This is a genomic window from Pseudolysobacter antarcticus, assembly GCF_004168365.1.
Classification (GTDB): domain Bacteria; phylum Pseudomonadota; class Gammaproteobacteria; order Xanthomonadales; family Rhodanobacteraceae; genus Pseudolysobacter; species Pseudolysobacter antarcticus.
Window position 1 is genome coordinate 563,511 of the sequence record NZ_CP035704.1, and the last position, 16,682, is coordinate 580,192.

Genomic DNA, 16,682 nt, shown 5'->3' on the forward strand with positions numbered 1-16,682 from the left:
GTCGGCGTAATGCTTTGTGGCGTATCAGATGCGATACGCCACGGCTTTCATCACGGCTGATGCCATGCGCATCAGACTTGGAATCGGCGCTGGCAACTCGCGCGCGCCAGCGTTCTTTGCGGCCAGTCCGTGCGCGGCTTCTTCGCTTTGCATCTGCGCCACGATCGCGCGACTGCGCGTGTCTTGCGTCGGCAATACTTTCAGATGCTCACCGAGGTGCGCCTCGACCTGGCGCTCGGTTTCAACGACAAACCCCAAACTCACACGATCGCCGATCAATCCGGCCATCGCACCGAGCGCAAAACTGCCGGCATACCACAACGGATTGAGCAGGCTTGGACGGCTCGCGAGTTCGTCCAGACGCTCACCACACCACGCCAGATGATCGGTTTCTTCCGATGCCGCGGCGAGTAGGTGCGTGCGGATATGCGCATCGCGCGCGGTCGCGGCTTGGCCGAAATACAGCGCCTGCGCGCAAACCTCGCCAGTGTGATTGATACGCATCAGGCCAGCGGCGTGCTGTTGTTCCGTCACGCTCAATTCGACTTTCGGCAAAGCGGCTGCGGGCGATATACGCGTCGCTTCAGGCTTGGCACCCAGTGATGTCGCAAGCGCGCGTTCGGTTTCGACGATAAGACGATCGAGGCGGGAAAGATGACGTGTCAGCATGGCTGTGTTCGCGAGTGGGTGATCAACGATCAATGTAGGAGTGTCGCGCTGCGCAATCAAGCCTGGACCGATTTTTCAAGCATCGAGTTTCAAACATCGAGTTGTTGCGCGAGCAAACTCAGCGGATGTCGCACCGGCAGCGTTTCACTGTGCTGGCGCAGGCCGTTGCCGAGATAAATACGGCAGCCGATATTGCTCGTGAGCAAGACATCGGGCGTGAGCGCCAGTGTCTGTTGCAGCTTTTCGCTGCGCAGCGGCGCGGCGATCTGCGGCTGTTCGAGAAAATAACTGCCAGCCGCGCCGCAACAGCGCGGCTCGCTCGGCAGCGGCATTATCCGCAGCGCCGGAATGCGCGCGAGCAGGGCGCCGATCGCGATCTGCCCCTTGGCCACATTCGTTTGCGTGCACGGCGTATGCAACGCGGCGATTTGCGGCAACGGTTTGAATTGCAGGCGATCGAGTTCGGGATCGGCGGCGATGAATTCGTGGATTTCGCGCACACGTATCTTGCTGTCGGCGGATACCGAATCGCGCAAACTGCCGAAACATCCCGACGCCGAAACCAGCACGGTGTCGACGCCGGCATCGAGAAACGCCTGCCGCGTTGCGGAGGCATCGCTGGGCAAACCTGCATGCCGCGCCAGCGCGCCGCAACAACTCTGCGCGCGCGGCATGACGACTTCATAACCCAGCGCAGCAAGCAGCGTGATGCTCGCCGCATGCGTGTCCTGATCAAACACCGAAGCGACACAACCGAGAAACAGGCCAATGCGCCCGCGCGACCGAAATGTCGGCGCTATGATCGCGGGCCACGCGCGCGGTGCAGGCAACGGCGGCAATTCATGCGCGAGTGCGGGTATTCCTGCGCGTTTGAAAAATGCCTGACCCAGCCGACTGCGCAGCAATGCCAGCACGCCCGGAATACGTCCGAGCTGCAGCAAAAAATTCAGCTTGCCGCGTTGCGCCAGGGTTGCGAGCAACCACCGTCGAGTCCAACTCAACGGCTGAATTTCGCGTTGCAATTCGCGCGTCGCCAGCAACAGGCCGGCGTAGTCCACCTCAGATGGACACGCGTTTTCGCAACTCATGCAGCCCAGACAATGATCGATGTGGCCAAGCAAGGTCGGTGTCGGCGCCAGTTCGCCCGAGGCCAGGCCTCGCGCCAGCGCGATGCGTCCGCGCGGCGATTCATTCTCCTGCCGCCCGATCCGATACGTGGGGCATTGCGGGATGCACAGACCACACATCACGCATTGATCGGCCAGCTGCAGAATGTGCTGACGCAAACCGTTGGCGATTTTTGATTCAGGGGTAGAGGCAAGGGCCATGACTCATGCTATCATTGTCGGCCCACTCGTTTAGCGCTGGATCGCGGGTTTGCACTTGCATGGCCTCGCGGCTTGCATTATCCTGTCGCGCTCTTTGATCCACGCCCCACGGCCATAAGGTTCCACCATGAAAAGCAGCACGATCAGCGCCAAGCCGGAATCCGTGCAGCGCGACTGGTACATCGTCGACGCCACCGACAAGACGCTAGGCCGTCTTGCCACGGAGCTTGCGCGCCGTTTGCGCGGCAAGCACAAGCCGGTCTACACCCCGCACGTCGATACCGGCGATTATCTCGTCGTCGTCAACGCGGAAAAGATTGCCGTCACCGGCAAGAAGATGGACGACAAAATCTATCATCATGTCACCGGCTATATCGGCAACATCAAGTCGATCGCACTGAAGGATTTGCTGGTCAAGCATCCTGAGCGCGTGATCGAAATCGCGGTCAAGGGCATGCTGCCAAAAAACCCGCTGGGCCGCGCAATGTATCGCAAGCTCAAGGTCTACAAAGGCCCCGACCATCCGCATATCGCCCAGCAGCCGCAGGCGCTGGAAATCGCTTAATCGGCAGGAATCAAGATGGCTATCACACAGAATAACTACGGCACCGGCCGTCGCAAATCCGCCGCCGCACGCGTGTTCCTGCGTCCGGGCAATGGCGCGATCATCGTCAACGGCTTGCCGCTGGATCAGTTTTTCGGTCGCGAAACGGCACGCATGATTGTGCGCCAGCCGCTGGAGCTGACCAAGCTCGGCGAAAAGTTCGACATCCTCGCCACGGTCGAAGGCGGCGGCAACTCCGGCCAAGCCGGTGCGATCCGTCTCGGTCTGTCGCGCGCGCTGGTCGAATACGATGAAACGCTGAAGTCTCCGCTGCGCAAAGCCGGTTTCATGACCCGCGATGCACGCGAAGTTGAGCGCAAGAAGGTCGGCCTGCACAAAGCTCGTCGCGCCACGCAGTTCTCGAAGCGCTAATACACGTTCGACCTCTGTTTTTGGGGGATCGTCCAATGGTAGGACTACGGTCTCTGACACCGTCAATCTAGGTTCGAATCCTAGTCCCCCAGCCATCTCATTAAAGCCCTTGATTTTCAAGGGCTTTTTTGTTCCTTGATGTCGGCGGCGCTTGGACACTCGGTTGGACACTTCCGCCGATGCGCTTGCCTCACCATCTCGTTCGTTCTACTTCGGGCATCTTTCATTTTCGAATGAAAGTGCCTGTCGGATTTCAAGCCCTATTCGGGCTGCGCGTGATCAAGCGCAGTTTGCGCACGCGGGATCCGAAACAGGCGCAGCTCTATTCTTATGACCTGTCTCTGCGCTACGCTGATGCCTTTGCTGCGGGAAGCAGCGCGGCGGGCAAGGAAAGCGCGATGAAAAAGCCACCTCCACCCATTGATGACATCATCCGATCCTTTAACTGTGGCGATGCCAAGCGCTTCGATGTCACGTTTGATCCCGTTACCAGAAATGTGACGAGTCTGCGGACCGACGGCACGCCAGCGGACAATGTGGCGGCTCACGCGTTTGTCAAAACCGTGCTGGCCCATTCGGTGCCCGCATCGGTGGCTGAAGTGAAGAAGCCGAGCATCAATCTGACAGCCGCCATGCTGACCTACTCCATGACGGAATCCAAAAGCCTGCGCCCGAATACCTGGAAGCAGCGGCGGCGTGCGAATGATTCGTTCTTGAAGGTGATCGGTGGCGCGACACCGGTGCGCGACATCACCCGACCGATGGCGGCGGCGTGGGCGCAAGGACTTATCGCAAACGGCATGACAAAAAGAACGGCGGGCAATCAAGTCAGCCATGTCGCCCAGGTGTTTGGAATGTTGATCTCCTCGGGCGAGATCGACGCGCCGAATCCGGTCAAAGGTGTTCTCGTCCTGAGCAAAAAAGAAAAAGCCGCCCGCAAGAAAGAGGGGTATCAATGGGAGCCGTTCGAGATCGAGGATCTGCGGCGTATCTATGCCCCCGCCAACCTTGCCAAGACTCGCACGGAGCACGTGCGCTGGGGCGCGTTGATTGGTTTGTATACCGGCGCCCGAGTGGGGGAAGTGGCTCAGCTATTTTTGCGCGACTTCGTCATACGGGATGAGGTGCCGTGCGTCCTGTTCCAAGTGGCAAGCGATGGGCAGACGCAAAAGACGGAAGCGTCCGAGCGCTTGGTGCCGCTCCATCCAGATATCCTCCGGCTCGGTTTATGGGAACGCGTCACTCGGTTGCGCGCCGCGGGACGTGATCGCCTGTTTCCAGATATGCGCATCGACAGCGAGGCCGGCACAGGCAACGCAATCTCCAAGGGCTTTGGCTACTACCTCGGCACGCTCGGCATCAAGCCTCGCCGAAAAAATGGCACGGTGGGCTTTCATTCTCTGCGGAAAAATGTCATCCAGCAGCTCCAAGGCTCAATGCTTCCCGCCGAGCGTCGCCGGGCGTTCGTGGGACACGAGCAGGGGGATGCCGATGTCCATGAAAAAGACTACATGCGTGCCTGGTCGGCGGGAGAGTTAGCGAGTTTATTTCCGGGGTTGCGATGGGGCGAATGGTTGGATTTCGAGGGATTGCGTGATCTGCTGGCCTTCAAGTCATGAAGGCGGGTGGTTCAAGCATCGCGGCGGGGCGGTCACGCAAAATCCGACGTAAACGAGTTTGAACCAGATCATGCCGATCTCTGACCGATTCGGATTTTTGAAAGCCCCCATCACCATCCGCTTCAACAACGGGTGGATCAAGCCGTGTCCTGATCATGCGTCGGTCTTGGCATCGATCGAGGAACGCGAGCACCGCGACGGCTACCTTTATCCGCCATGTATCAGTTCGTGGAGTCAGTGTTTGGGTAGCGCGGATGACCCCGTCCCCATTCCGAATACTACGCGGCCGGCCGCCGTCTTTGGGTTAATGCCATCGCATGATATTCATGTCGCAGATTTTGAAGAGGGCGGCGATTTTCGTCACGAGGACGGTGCGCTGCTCGTTCACCTGATCGCGTTCCTGTATGAAACCCGTTTACAGTTCGACGGATGGAAGTTTGATGGAAGGATTCGAACGCGGGTGGGCTCGTTCCTTTTTCGCGAGGATGTCGCCGAGCACTTTATTGCGTCGGTCTATGATCGGTGGAAAACCTGGACGCCAGAGTTACGCCGGCGATTCATCACGATTCTCTATATGTTTGGACGCGCTCAAAGCTGCCTGTGGGAATGGGAGCGTTTCTCGCAACATTACATGGTGTTTGATGCCCTGTATGCCTTTCAGCTTAAGAACGGCGGGCAAAAAATAGGAGGGCACGGAAAGCGCTTGATCCACATGTGCAACCTCTTTGGTGTGGCTGCAGACGAAACGATGTTTGAGAACTTTATCAAACTGCGTAACGCGCTTCTTCATGAGGCGCTCTGGGATAACAGCACCCCTGGTGAAGCCATGGGCAAGGATCCCAATGTTGACAAGTGGCTCAAGAACTTTAACGCGAGGTTGATCGTCGCGGTGGCCGGATATCAGAATAGTTTTTCACGCTCGAAATGGACGCATATGGGCTGGCAACCATTCGACAAGCGACCCTGATGCGCAGCTCCGTCTTGCCGGTAGAGAGACTTTCATGAAGGACGGTCGATGACGCCGATCAGATCAACGCCGCGCGCTGGTGCGCACCAGGAAGCGACCTATGCGTGAGGCCATCGTCGTGCTGTCGCGCAAAGGGTTTCGCGCGACGAAAGTCACGGCTAAAGAAGTGCGAAGCCGTGAACATGCGCGCAAACTCTGGCCGCTCGTCGCCCCCAACGCGATCCACAAAATGGTCACATGGGTCAGCCCTTCTTTCGATGAAAACAGCAAGCTCGTGCGCCGTTCACACTTTCGTCTCATGCCTCACAAGAGCTATGACCTCAAAGCTGTTTTCGACGAGGAGGAATCGTCACGACAGCGGGCGGCGGCAGAAAGCCAAAAACACCGACAAGCCAAAGACTATATTGCTGCTGAACTGATGCGCCGTCTTGCCGCTGGCTTGGCCTTGCCGTGGTCGTTCAAGGATCCCGATGCGTCAGACTATCCGTTGTCGGGTAATCTGCTCCTGGGAGCAGATTGTGTTGTCACCGAGCATCCATTAAACACACCTTTTGGCAGCCGGTTTCGCCTTGACGTCGCCGTGCTTGGGCCACCGATCGAAAAAGCGCCGATGGTGCTCGGCGCGGTGGAGATCGAGTTGGGGCATGCGTTCGATGGACGCAAGGCACTTATCGGCAAATCGCTCGGCTTCCCGCTGATTTCAATCGACATCACAGAGATGACGCTTGAACAGATCACGCCGGAATGGGCGCAGGGTGCTTTGACAGCGACGACGCGAAGCCATGAGGAGGGTCGCCGACAAACTTATGTGTATCTCCACGACCTGATGTATCCGCTGTATGCGCAACTTCCTCGCTTTCTTGATCGGGAACAGCGGCATCAATATCTGGTCTTCACGGACGACATCACCATCCGCAAGATCATGAAGTGGCTCAAGCGACTTGCCACGACACTGGGCTATGCGAAAGATGTCATTTCCGTGTCGATCGTCAATGCTAAAAGCGAGCAGTCCCGGAAAGTGCTGGCGCACGCGGGCGAAGTGGTCGGAAGCGAGTGGGAGCAGTTCAATAATCGGCAGTGCTTGAGGATCACGTTGCCGCGTCCCAAAGGGCCAACCGATTTACAGTCGCATCGTTTTCATATGACGATGGCGCGCCTCTTGTTGTCCCATGCTGAAGCGTTGGTTGGTTACCAATACTGTAATGGTGTGGGCAACCACTGTCCGGAGGAAGATGTCTGGACCGTGCGCCTCATCAATGAAGAGAAAACCGAGTTCATTACCCACCGGATTTTGCCGAAACGATTGGCGGAACCCATCAATCGGCTGATGAAGGTGGTTGCCGACCTGCAACGAGGTGACCAGGAAGCGGGGTAGATTGGCTGAAGTGTTGTCGTCGCCGGCGCGTCCGCAGAGCATGCCGAACAACGAGCGATTGATATAGCTCCAACTCTCGCTTTTTTCTGATTCACCGGATGGTTTGCCATCGTCCTCATGCGCCTATGCGTGAGCACCGTAGCCCCGCTTGCGAGACGCGCAACACGCCGTGCCGGCATGTCCTCCACGCTGTTGCGGCCTATGGGTGCGCCTCCCGCTTGTCAGCGTGGCCGAGCGGTCTCACCGGCGCCTCCCGTGCCGATGGGAAACCAACCGATGAAACTCATCCGCGACGCACAAGGCCACTACCGAACCAAGCGCGGCACCGCCGCAAGCCAAACTGAAATCCTGGAGGCCGCCGAGCAGATCTTGCGCGACAGGTTCGAGCGCATGGGAACCCTAAGCAGTCCGAGCGATGTGCGGGCGTTTCTGCGGATGCGGCTGGCTGGACTGGATCATGAAGAGTTTCATGTCGTGTGGCTCGATCATCGGCACCAGGTGCTCGCCGTGGATCGGCTCTTTTCCGGCACGATCGATGGGGCTGCGGTGTATCCGCGGGAAGTCATCCGCGCCGCCCTTGCGCACAATGCCAGCTGTGCCATTGTGGCCCACAATCACCCCTCGGGGATCGGGGAACCCAGCTCCGCGGACAGAACCATCACCGAGATCCTGAGGACGGCTCTACTCGCCATTGACGTAAAGCTGCTGGATCATTTTGTCGTGGGCAGTGGTCAGCCGATATCTTTCGCGGAACGCGGGTGGCTGTGAGCCGCCGCTGCGTCACCACGCGCGCACAGACCGCAGATAGTAGCGGAGCCCATAGCCAACGACGAGAATGGCGATGCCAGTCTCGATCTCCATCGGAACCGACAGCCACCAGCTGCCTGCCCTCTCGGGATCCAGATAGCCGGGGAACCTGGTCGCACACTGCTCTTTCCAGTAGTTAAAGGCGGGGCAAAGACAAACCCATAGCAGGGCAATGATGATCGGTAGCACCCTGCCTCTGTCCTCGGAGGACCAGTTCCAAGCAGCCGCCGAACTCACACCCCAAAAAATCAACGACACAAGCGTGATGGTGCCTGTCCCCCAATCGAGATGGAGGGCGGTCTTAAACTCTCCGACCGCAGCAACCCCAACTGCCAAAACGGCAATCGAAATCATCATTGCTAAGTTCGTCTCTCTGCTGTTGCTCATGTTTTCTCCTTAGTGCTCTGAGCCTTGGAAAAGATCGATTTCTGACGATCAAACGCATTCGCAAAACCGTTTCAGGCCCCCTTACCGGATCGAGCCTCTCGCAATCGCCGCCTCGGTCGCCTGAATCTCATCCTCAAAATACGGTTCGGCAAGCGCCGGCGGTGGGGTGCAGGCGCCACTGGTGACCGGTGCGTTCGGAAACGAGAGCGCGCCCCCGGTCAGGGGATAGACCGACGAGGAAAACAGTGGCGTCAGTGCGCCGACATCGTTCGGCCCGGTGTCGTTGCTCGGCTGCGGATCGGCGCCAATCTCCAGATAAAAGGCCAGGGGGCGAAAGCTGCCCACAATGCCTCGTTTCGTGAACATGGGATCGGGCGCATACGGAGATGCGACGCTCACTTGTTCCATCGGTGCCTGGCGCTTTTGCCCGGTGATGCTGCCCACCGGATAGACGACTGCGTTATTCACGTTGCCACCGACAATCAAACGCCCCAAGGTGGCATGCGGTTGGTCGTCGAGCAGCGCCGCCACGCGCACATAGTTGCCCAAGGTGATGTCGGGATTGCCGCCGGTGTTTAAGCGCGTATAGAGCAACTGCGTGCCGATACAGAGACGCGTGGCGTTGATTGGTCGCAAGGCGGTTCCGCCGGACATGTAATCGCAACCTGCCGCGTTTCCCGTCGTCCATGCCCCATTACATCCGGCATGATCCGAGTTGTTCCACACGGTCAAATACGATGGCTCGCGCACATCGATGCTGCCCACCGCGATCCCGTCGGGCTCGTCGCCCAGAGGACCACGATAAGCAACCTGGATTAGCACGTCCGTCGCGTTCACCGGGATCGGATCCTGACCGAAGTCGAAGGTCACCGGCACCGACGCACTGCCATTGAGATCGCTGGCGGACATGGCGAGCGGCGCGGAAACGGACACCTCCTGGAATGTGGTGCGGCTGCCGGCCGCACAGGTGGGCGTGGTCACACTACCGGCGTAGTCAATGACTTTTTCGCCCTGGAGGCTGGGCACATAGCAGGCGTTACGGTGATAGCGCGCGATGGCGACCAAGCGCGGATCACCTGCCGCCGGCGAGGCCACCGTGGCGGCCAGGGTCTGCGCGATGGCGGGCGCCGTCGGCCCGCTTTCGGTGATCGCGGGCGTGTCGTTGCGCAACTTCACGCGCACCTTGGTGAAACCAAAGATGCCGCCGGCGTTACACAAGATCGGCTCGCCCGTGATGGGGGCAAAGACGTTATTGGTGCAGCGCGGATATCCATCGCTGTCGACCGTGTGCGCCATGCCCTGGTCGGTGAAGGCAAACAGTCCATCTTGCGGAGCGTCAACCTTGAGCCGACCGCGAAAAAAGTAGTCGATCATGCCCGCCGAGTAACCAATGGCGCGCGGCAGCAACACATCGGCGTCGTAGCGCATGTTCCGGTAGCTGATGGTGTATTCGGATCCAATGAAGCCGCCGGGCTGAAGCAGGTCGGTCAGGGTGCGAAACATGCTAGCGGTGACAATCGGAACCTTGCCGTTGAAGGCATTCGGCAAGGCATCCACATAGCCCGGCGCGACCGTATCGATGATCGAGCGATAATATTCGAACGAGTTCGCCTGCTTGCCGTTGACGTAGAAACTCAAGCCGATCGGCTGGACCGCCCAAGCCGCGTCTGCCATCGTTTCCTCGGGAAGCGCATAGCTCGGGTTGGGATTGACGGTCGAGCACGGGTCAGAACCGGGACCGGGGCTGAGACATTCACGCATGCCCGGCACCGTGCCGGACGTGAAAAAGCCGCGGTTGCTGAAATCCGACATGCCTCGGCGCGCGCAGACCGGATCACTGCTCGTGGAACCCGTGCCACAGGTCGCGGCCGAGGTATCGACATGACGCGTGGTGAAGTATTTCACAGGGGTCGAAAATCGCACGTTCGGATAGCTACCCAGCACGACGGGCGTGAGCTCGGACGGATACGGAATGCCTTCATCCATGTGTGCCAGCGGATTGCCCGCCAACGGGCTGGCCGCGGCGGTGGCGTAGTCCAGCGTCACGCGATAATCGGTGTAGTCCTCATAGGCTGCGTCCGACCGGCCTTCATTCGCCTCGGCATCACTGGTGAACCACGCGTTGGGAGGCGCGTGCGCATCGTTGCGGGTGTGCTGCGGTTGCGCTCCATCTTGAACCAAGTGGATCACGTGGCCTACCGAGCCGATCGTGGAGGCCCAGCGCCACAGACGCTCCCCCGCGTCCAGGTTGCGATCCATCGCCGTGCGAAAGGTCGTGCCGCCACGGTTGCGCTCCGTGGTCAGACCCCACCAGTAGTTGTTCCGCGCATCCTGCCAACTGAAATGGTTACGCCGGCTCAGGTCCTCGGTATCGGACGCCGGGTGAAGGGGGTCGGTGCGCCCGAGCGCCCACAGGATGGTGCGCACGCAGCCATAGGTGGCGCAGTTATCCACGAAGTCATACGCGCGATCGTTGACTGGATCGTAGAAGTGTCGCAGCGCGCGCAGGATCGGACCATACGGGTCGTCGTCGCGCTGATCACTCGTCGCCCAGTCCCCGAATAAGGGTTTTGCGTCGTTGTCATCCTCGCGCACCACACCGCGCACCAGCCAGCCATCCACGCGGCTTTCGATGTCGAGCTGGGTGCTGGCATTGGGGATGTAGCCACGCTTCATCAACGCGGTGAAAACATCCGCTTCCTGTTGCTGTCGATACCGGATGTGGGCGACCACAAAGGGCGCGGTGGTGCCGGCGGCGTTGGTCGTGGCGGCGTCATCGAAGTAGCCGTCCGGGAACGCGGCGGTCAGTGCCAGCGCTTGGGCCAGGTCATGCGAGATAAAGGGGTTGGTGGGATCGAGCCGGTCAAAGCCGACAATGGGCAAAATCGCGTTGGTGTTGGCGGGATTGAGCACTGAGCGCTGATACGCGACCTCGCCGAGCAGGCCGTGCGTGATGATGTCGTAGCCATAGGCCAGCGAGCTGGCCGCGGTCAGGGCCAGCGTGGCAAGGGCAAGGCGTGCGTTCATGCGGTGATCCTTCCGATGGAGCGTTGAGGCTTAATGCCAATGACTGGCGATACTGGAACTTAGCGCGGCTGCAAGCGCGAAGAGGGCGACGGCGATCGCGGTCGCCAAGCCCACCGCGACATAGGCCATCTGGCGCTCGCCTTTCTGAGCCAGGACGGTGGCCCAGATCACCAGGCCCTCCGCACCCACGAGCACCAGGAGCACCACGATCATGACCCAGCTGGTGCGGTGTTGAAGCACGGCCACGACGCGAAGCAGTTCGATGACGGGAAGCAGGGAGCCACCGACCAGGATCAACAGAGCAGGCATTTCCAACACGCGATGCTCCCGGTCACATGGCGTCGATGCGCCAGACCCCGGACCCATCGATGGCGAGATGGAGCGGATAGGCGTTGACTTGGCCGGATTGCTCCTGAACCAGGAACAGCTCGGCGTTGGTCAGGCCGAGCGTGCCGTTGCCGATCGTTCCCAGGCGCGTGGCGGCGGTCGGCAGGTTCACGCCCAGCGCATTGAACAGCGTGCGGTATTTCTGCTGGTGCTTTTTATGGAAGGCTTGGAGCGCGCCGGGCACATCGCTGGCGGCCATCCGGGAACGCAAGTGCGCGTAGACCGCGCACAGGGTTTGCCGTTGCGCCACGACGCTGACGGCGGTGATCGTGCGCGCGACGGTGTAGGTGTGTGAGGCGTTGTCGGTCACCGTCAGCACGGCTTGGTAAATGCCGGCGGTGGTGTAACTGTGCTTGGGAATGGGCCCGAGACCCGTATAGGTCGCCCCGTCGCCATAGGCCAGCGCGAGGTTGGTCACGGTCATGCTCGACGGCGTGGAGGCCGAGAAGCCCGCCAAGGTGGGCGTGTAGCCTGTTTGGGCGTCTGTCACCAGCGCCACCACGGCACCGGCGGCGCTTGCGGTCACAGCGATGCTCGTGCTCGCGGTCAGGCCATCAATGGTGGTGGCGGTCGCGGTGAGGGTATTGCTGCCGTCCAAGAGGACGAACTGGGGGGTGGAGAACTGGCTGCCGACGATTTGCGCCGCCACACCGTTGACCGAAACACCGGTGTCCGCCGGTCCCGTGAATGTTCCGGTGACTTGAACGGCGTTGCCGGGCAGCGCGCCTGCGGCGGGTGTGGTAATCGTGATGGTCGGTGTGACACCGAGCGTCGGCGGTGAGACGGTGCTGAGCGGTGGGCCGAGGCCGGCCGCAGGTGTTTCAAAGCCGTATTTGAAAATGATGTCGAAGGTGGCGGTCTGGAGGCCACAGGCTTCTTGAGCGTGCGCCGAAAACGTCCCGCAAAACACCAGGAGGAATGCAAACATCCCTATCAGCCGACGTGCGTCGTGTCGTTCCATGGCAAACCTCGGTGGCATCAGGCTGATGCGTTATCCTTTCGGAGACTAGCACGCTGACGGCGGCGGAAAGTGTGTCGTGTTCGCTGTTTTGAAACACGCGGCGATCCGCTGGCGGTGATCAATGCGGCCGGCGTCGCCGAGCGGTTCCGCGTCGAGTGAGCCAGTAGGTGAGAAAGATCGGCGCCGACCAGCCCAACGCCTGCCCCCAAAACCCGGTAGAGGCCAATGCCTTGTTGGAGAGCATCCAAATGGTCGGTTGTTCCTGAACAGTTAACTCTATGAGTTTTTCCAACCTGCGTTGCCCCACAGGTTCTTGCGAGCCGCCGCCGTTCGCTGGTGCGACGTATTCCGCCAAGACGTGGAAACTCTTCCGCCCTTTCCCTTTGGGTGATACGACGAACAACGTGGTTTCGCCTTGTTTTAGATCGATCAAGCGGGCCTCATGCGACGACACACTCAAGCCACCGTCCTCCAGACGCACCGCGACACGGGCGCCCGGGACTGGGGAGGCAACATCCTTGATCCTCACACTGACTTGCGCATCTTCGTCTTCAAGAACGGGGTTCGGCGACACCGTCACGAAGATATCAAATGCATGCGGGGTGGCCGAGCCCAAAGCTCCATCGAGGGCGGTGCTGCTGACGACGGTGAAGATTTTTGGCGGCTCCATTTCTTCGTGGTCACCAATCAAAAGCACCACTGCCAAACACAGGGTGATGCTCGTCAGAATCGCAACGACCTTGCGGTTTAGAAACGACCTTTTCATGACCGACGGACCTCACTGGAAGGGTCGTCAGAGTATGCCTTTCAGATGAAAACATCGAAGGATCGCAGCGCGGTCAAGTCAGTGAACCAATGGAGCAGCCGACCGCTCCCAAGTCTGCTGTCGGGGCGTTTTCCCTCGGGCCATCCATGCGTCGCCGCGCTTCCCGAGGGCGAGGCGCATGGTCGCCGATCCCTGGATCCGGTCTTTGCCGTCCACCAGGATGCCAATCAGCTCCGACATCGTTAAATCGGCGCAGTCAGCGATGATGACCGCGCCGCCAAGCTCCAGCCTACGCCGCACATCCGCGCGCCGTGTCCGTGCTTTCACCTGTGCGGCATCGCGCATCTCGCGTAGCATTTGCCGGGCTTTGAGTTGCCCAAGGCGCTGGGCAGCGATAGCCACTTGCTGGGCAAGTCGATCAGCATGCGTATTCAATGAAGCCCCATCCTTGGGGCGCGGCGTCCATGTTCGAGGGGGCGCGGAGCGGACAGCGCGCGACGGGCGCGGATCTTCTCGCCAAGATGGTCGGACATGGTCGGGACCGGTGGTCGCAGTTCGCAGTCCATGCCGCGCTGCTCAGCGGTCGTGTCGTCCAGAATGCGATGGGTTTGGGCTGCGGTGCGCTCAGCAAGAGCGCACAACGCATCCCACCCGGGCGCCTCGACATAGGTCGGAGCGTATAAAACGGTGGAGCGGTAGATCCTTGAGACGCGGCGGAGTGAGTCAAGGAGATCGATCAGGATTGGGCGGAACTGAATCGGGTCGGGCGTCATGCCAGTGGTGCTCCATGGTGGACGCCTCCACAAATAGCAGAAAAGCAACGAGGCGCAAGCCTGATTAAAGTTAGCCAGCAGTGAAGCACATACTCCTCAGGCTATTAGCAACTGGATTTCGCTGTGCCGTCGTCTGGGATTGCTCGCAGTGCCCGTGCGGTTCGGCCAGTTCGAGGTTTTGTTCTACAGCCTATCGTGAACAAAACGCAGTTATGACAAGATATGTCACCTCTGTCCGATGGCGGCCGATATGAGCAAAACCAAGATCGTTGTCGCTGTCGTTGTCGTTGTATCAGCGATCGTCATTCCGGCGCTTGCCGCATGTTTATTTGGCGATTGGCTTCTCGTCTATTTGCGACCGGGACTAACGCAGCCTTTAGCGTGGATGTTCGTTGGTGCTGTGGTCACAGCTATCATTTATTTTGCCTTCAATCCAATGCCAGTAACCAGTTGGATAGTATCGATGGCGGTCGGTGGAATCTTGTTTGTCATGAGCGTTACATTTGTTCTGACGCTTGTCGGGCTGGGAACAGTTCCTTATGGCATGTCAGCCGCTGCATGGTTAATAGGTGACTACGCAACATGGGTCGTCGGTGGTTATTTGGTTCAGCGTATTCTCTAGATCCGAGGGTGTAAGCGGCGGGGCAACCTTACCGCCCGCCATACGTAAACTGGACCCATCCGATCCCTATCGCTATGAATGCACAGATTATCCACCGAACCGTCGCAGCCTTTCGGGATATTGGTTTGTAGTGGATGTAACGAGCCACGATTTCGTCGAGGCGCACACCGATTTTTCTGCGAGCAGATAAAGTTGGATCACTGTATGCCTTCATGGTCGTTTAATCCTGACTGTGTGATGTCAGGAATAGCAGAACGTGACGAACCCGCAAGGCCCTTCGTGGCCACCGATCTTCTCGCCAGGACTACAGTCGACCTTGAGCAAGAGCGCATCTACGCAAACCTGTGGTTTGCCGCTACCCTTGCGGTGGCGTTATGCGTCGGAGCTTCGCCCCGAACCCCAGCGCCCGGAGGCGCTGAGTAAGTCTGTCGTCAGGTAGCTCGGACAAGTCCTCTTGCTGACCAACCACCTTCGGTCACCAAAACCGCAGGGTTGTGCCTGACGCCGCTCGCGATCCCGTAAGTCCGATCGCACACTTGCGAGACTGTTTCTGTGGATTGATGATCGTACTCTGCAGTTGGCAGATGATGCCGGCTCCCATCATCTGCGGTGATGATTCGCGAAAAGCGTTGGGCCGCCATCGCGGTGTGAAGGCGCTGGTAATCCGCTTCGCTGGCGGCATGAAGTTCAACACGAACAGTAAATCGTGACATCGGAAATCTCCATTGTTCAGCTGAAAAGCCCGGCGCGCTATGGCACGCCGGGCCGTTGTCGCTAGGCTTTTTCTTCGAAGTGGTAGTTGTTCAAGCTGGGCGGAAACTTCTCATCCTTGACCACGCGCCTATCGTGGGTTGCCCCGGCATAGGAGTTGTTGGTGTCGTGGTGCTGCCCATACGTCGCTGTTTTGGGACACACTTGGCCTGACCAATATTTCGCTGCCATACTTAAATCCTTGACTGGTTTTGATTGCTTCCGGGGTTGTTCCTGAAAGCGCTTAGCTTTGTGTTGTGCCTAAGGTGATAAAAACTATACGCTCACGATACGTTCACTGCAACTTACGATAATGTTGGATATGAACTCCGAACATCAACTGCTTGAAATCTATGCAAACTGAACCGCTCCGCTGGAATGTCGTTCAACGCTATGCGTTCCTGGAACAGCGGCTTTACTGGGAAGGACGGGTCCAAAAAGCGGATCTGATCAAGCGGTTTGGTATCTCGGCGCCCCAAGCCACGATCGATGTTGTTCACTACCATCGTCTTTTCCCCGCGAATCTGGCGTATGACAGCAAGGTCAAGGCGTTTGTGGCGGGTGAGGACTTCGAGCCGAACTACATGCGCCCCGACGCGCGGACGTATTTAAGCCAGTTGTTGCTTCTGGCCGACGCCGCGATCAATCCCGCAGACAGTTGGTTAGGCGTCGTTCCATCGCACGCGGCTATCCCCAAGGTCAGGCGTCGCCTGGAACCCGATGTGTTGCGGCGGATCGTCCGAGCCATCCAAAATCGCCAGGCGATCCGGGTCTGCTACCAGTCCATGAACACACCCGAGCCGACGGAACGATGGATCGCTCCACATGGCCTAGCATTCGACGGATTCCGGTGGCACGCGCGCGTTTGGTGCTACAAACATTCGTCGTTTCTGGATTTGGTTTTGGCGCGTTTCACGTTAACCACCGATGACAAGCGACCGGCTGAAATCGATGGGTCTCTGGATCGCGAGTGGAACGATATCGTTGCGATGCGCCTCGCGCCCCATCCTGATCTTTCGCCTGGACAGCAGCGAGCGATCGAACTGGATTACGGCATGGAAAACGGCACGATCGATGTTCCCATGCGCGTTTCCCTGACCTGGTATTTTGAAAGACATCTGTGTCTCGACATCGACGGCCTCAAACCGGAGCGACAGCAAGTGGTTTTGCTCAACAGGGCCGAGGTCGAGCTGGCGCGAAACCCCAAGATCGACCGGGGCTAGTCCCTTCTTCCGCACGGGTGCGATGACACCGCTTGCCAAACGACG

At 59.2% G+C, this 16,682-nt stretch carries 18 protein-coding genes and 1 tRNA gene; 9 read left to right on the forward strand and 10 right to left on the reverse strand.

Going from position 1 to position 16,682, the window contains the following annotated elements:
• Positions 1-24: 24 nt before the first annotated feature.
• Together coq7 and ELE36_RS02485 are read right to left on the reverse strand one after the other, a co-directional pair.
• A complete protein-coding gene (gene coq7, locus ELE36_RS02480) occupies positions 25-669 on the reverse strand; it encodes a 2-polyprenyl-3-methyl-6-methoxy-1,4-benzoquinone monooxygenase (protein WP_129831586.1) in 645 nt (214 codons plus the stop codon).
• 89 nt (positions 670-758) lie between these two features.
• On the reverse strand, positions 759-1,997 hold the full coding sequence (locus tag ELE36_RS02485) for a (Fe-S)-binding protein (protein WP_129831587.1): 1,239 nt from the start codon (positions 1,995-1,997) through the stop codon (positions 759-761).
• Positions 1,998-2,124: 127 nt separating this feature from the next.
• On the opposite strand from ELE36_RS02485, the gene rplM reads away from it, so the two are divergent.
• From rplM to ELE36_RS02520, 7 genes are all read left to right on the forward strand, one after another.
• A complete protein-coding gene (rplM, locus tag ELE36_RS02490; protein ID WP_129831588.1) occupies positions 2,125-2,562 on the forward strand; it encodes a 50S ribosomal protein L13 in 438 nt (145 codons plus the stop codon).
• Positions 2,563-2,577: 15 nt separating this feature from the next.
• Positions 2,578-2,973, forward strand: coding sequence for a 30S ribosomal protein S9 (gene rpsI / locus ELE36_RS02495; RefSeq protein WP_129831589.1), 396 nt, complete (start codon positions 2,578-2,580; stop codon positions 2,971-2,973).
• Between the two features lie 21 nt (positions 2,974-2,994).
• Positions 2,995-3,068, forward strand: a tRNA-Gln gene (locus tag ELE36_RS02500).
• 84 nt (positions 3,069-3,152) lie between these two features.
• Positions 3,153-4,592 carry a site-specific integrase gene (locus tag ELE36_RS02505; RefSeq protein WP_129831590.1) on the forward strand — a complete coding sequence of 480 codons (1,440 nt, stop codon included), beginning with the start codon at positions 3,153-3,155 and terminating at the stop codon, positions 4,590-4,592.
• A 70-nt stretch (positions 4,593-4,662) separates the two neighbouring features.
• Positions 4,663-5,559 carry a hypothetical protein gene (locus tag ELE36_RS02510; protein ID WP_129831591.1) on the forward strand — a complete coding sequence of 299 codons (897 nt, stop codon included), beginning with the start codon at positions 4,663-4,665 and terminating at the stop codon, positions 5,557-5,559.
• 100 nt (positions 5,560-5,659) lie between these two features.
• Entirely contained in the window at positions 5,660-6,934 is a 1,275-nt protein-coding gene (locus ELE36_RS02515) for a hypothetical protein (protein WP_129831592.1), read from the forward strand.
• A 276-nt stretch (positions 6,935-7,210) separates the two neighbouring features.
• A complete protein-coding gene (locus ELE36_RS02520; RefSeq protein ID WP_129831593.1) occupies positions 7,211-7,702 on the forward strand; it encodes a JAB domain-containing protein in 492 nt (163 codons plus the stop codon).
• A 12-nt stretch (positions 7,703-7,714) separates the two neighbouring features.
• On the opposite strand, the gene ELE36_RS02525 is transcribed toward ELE36_RS02520, so the two are convergent.
• From ELE36_RS02525 to ELE36_RS02555, 7 genes are all read right to left on the reverse strand, one after another.
• Positions 7,715-8,128 carry a hypothetical protein gene (locus ELE36_RS02525; protein WP_129831594.1) on the reverse strand — a complete coding sequence of 138 codons (414 nt, stop codon included), beginning with the start codon at positions 8,126-8,128 and terminating at the stop codon, positions 7,715-7,717.
• A gap of 81 nt (positions 8,129-8,209) precedes the next feature.
• Entirely contained in the window at positions 8,210-11,155 is a 2,946-nt protein-coding gene (locus tag ELE36_RS02530) for a hypothetical protein (RefSeq protein ID WP_129831595.1), read from the reverse strand.
• Positions 11,156-11,185: 30 nt separating this feature from the next.
• Positions 11,186-11,473, reverse strand: coding sequence for a hypothetical protein (locus ELE36_RS02535; protein ID WP_129831596.1), 288 nt, complete (start codon positions 11,471-11,473; stop codon positions 11,186-11,188).
• A 13-nt stretch (positions 11,474-11,486) separates the two neighbouring features.
• Positions 11,487-12,503 (reverse strand): PKD domain-containing protein, encoded by a 1,017-nt coding sequence (locus ELE36_RS02540; protein WP_129831597.1) that lies wholly within the window; start codon positions 12,501-12,503, stop codon positions 11,487-11,489.
• Between the two features lie 118 nt (positions 12,504-12,621).
• Positions 12,622-13,269, reverse strand: a complete 648-nt coding sequence (locus tag ELE36_RS02545; RefSeq protein WP_129831598.1) for a hypothetical protein — start codon at positions 13,267-13,269, stop codon at positions 12,622-12,624.
• A gap of 78 nt (positions 13,270-13,347) precedes the next feature.
• On the reverse strand, positions 13,348-13,704 hold the full coding sequence (locus tag ELE36_RS20470) for a conjugal transfer protein TraD (RefSeq protein ID WP_207215847.1): 357 nt from the start codon (positions 13,702-13,704) through the stop codon (positions 13,348-13,350).
• Positions 13,701-14,042 carry a hypothetical protein gene (locus tag ELE36_RS02555; RefSeq protein WP_129831599.1) on the reverse strand — a complete coding sequence of 114 codons (342 nt, stop codon included), beginning with the start codon at positions 14,040-14,042 and terminating at the stop codon, positions 13,701-13,703. Before ELE36_RS02555 ends, ELE36_RS20470 begins: the two co-directional genes overlap by 4 nt.
• A 250-nt stretch (positions 14,043-14,292) precedes the next feature.
• Between ELE36_RS02555 and ELE36_RS02560 the strand changes: the two genes are divergently transcribed.
• A complete protein-coding gene (locus ELE36_RS02560; protein ID WP_129831600.1) occupies positions 14,293-14,664 on the forward strand; it encodes a hypothetical protein in 372 nt (123 codons plus the stop codon).
• 431 nt (positions 14,665-15,095) lie between these two features.
• On the opposite strand, the gene ghoS is transcribed toward ELE36_RS02560, so the two are convergent.
• Positions 15,096-15,377, reverse strand: coding sequence for a type V toxin-antitoxin system endoribonuclease antitoxin GhoS (ghoS, locus tag ELE36_RS02565; RefSeq protein ID WP_129831601.1), 282 nt, complete (start codon positions 15,375-15,377; stop codon positions 15,096-15,098).
• A 390-nt stretch (positions 15,378-15,767) separates the two neighbouring features.
• Here ghoS and ELE36_RS02570 point away from each other — a divergent pair, with 390 nt between their 5' ends.
• Complete coding sequence (locus ELE36_RS02570; protein ID WP_129831602.1) at positions 15,768-16,637, forward strand: WYL domain-containing protein; 870 nt, start codon at positions 15,768-15,770, stop codon at positions 16,635-16,637.
• Positions 16,638-16,682 lie beyond the last annotated feature (45 nt).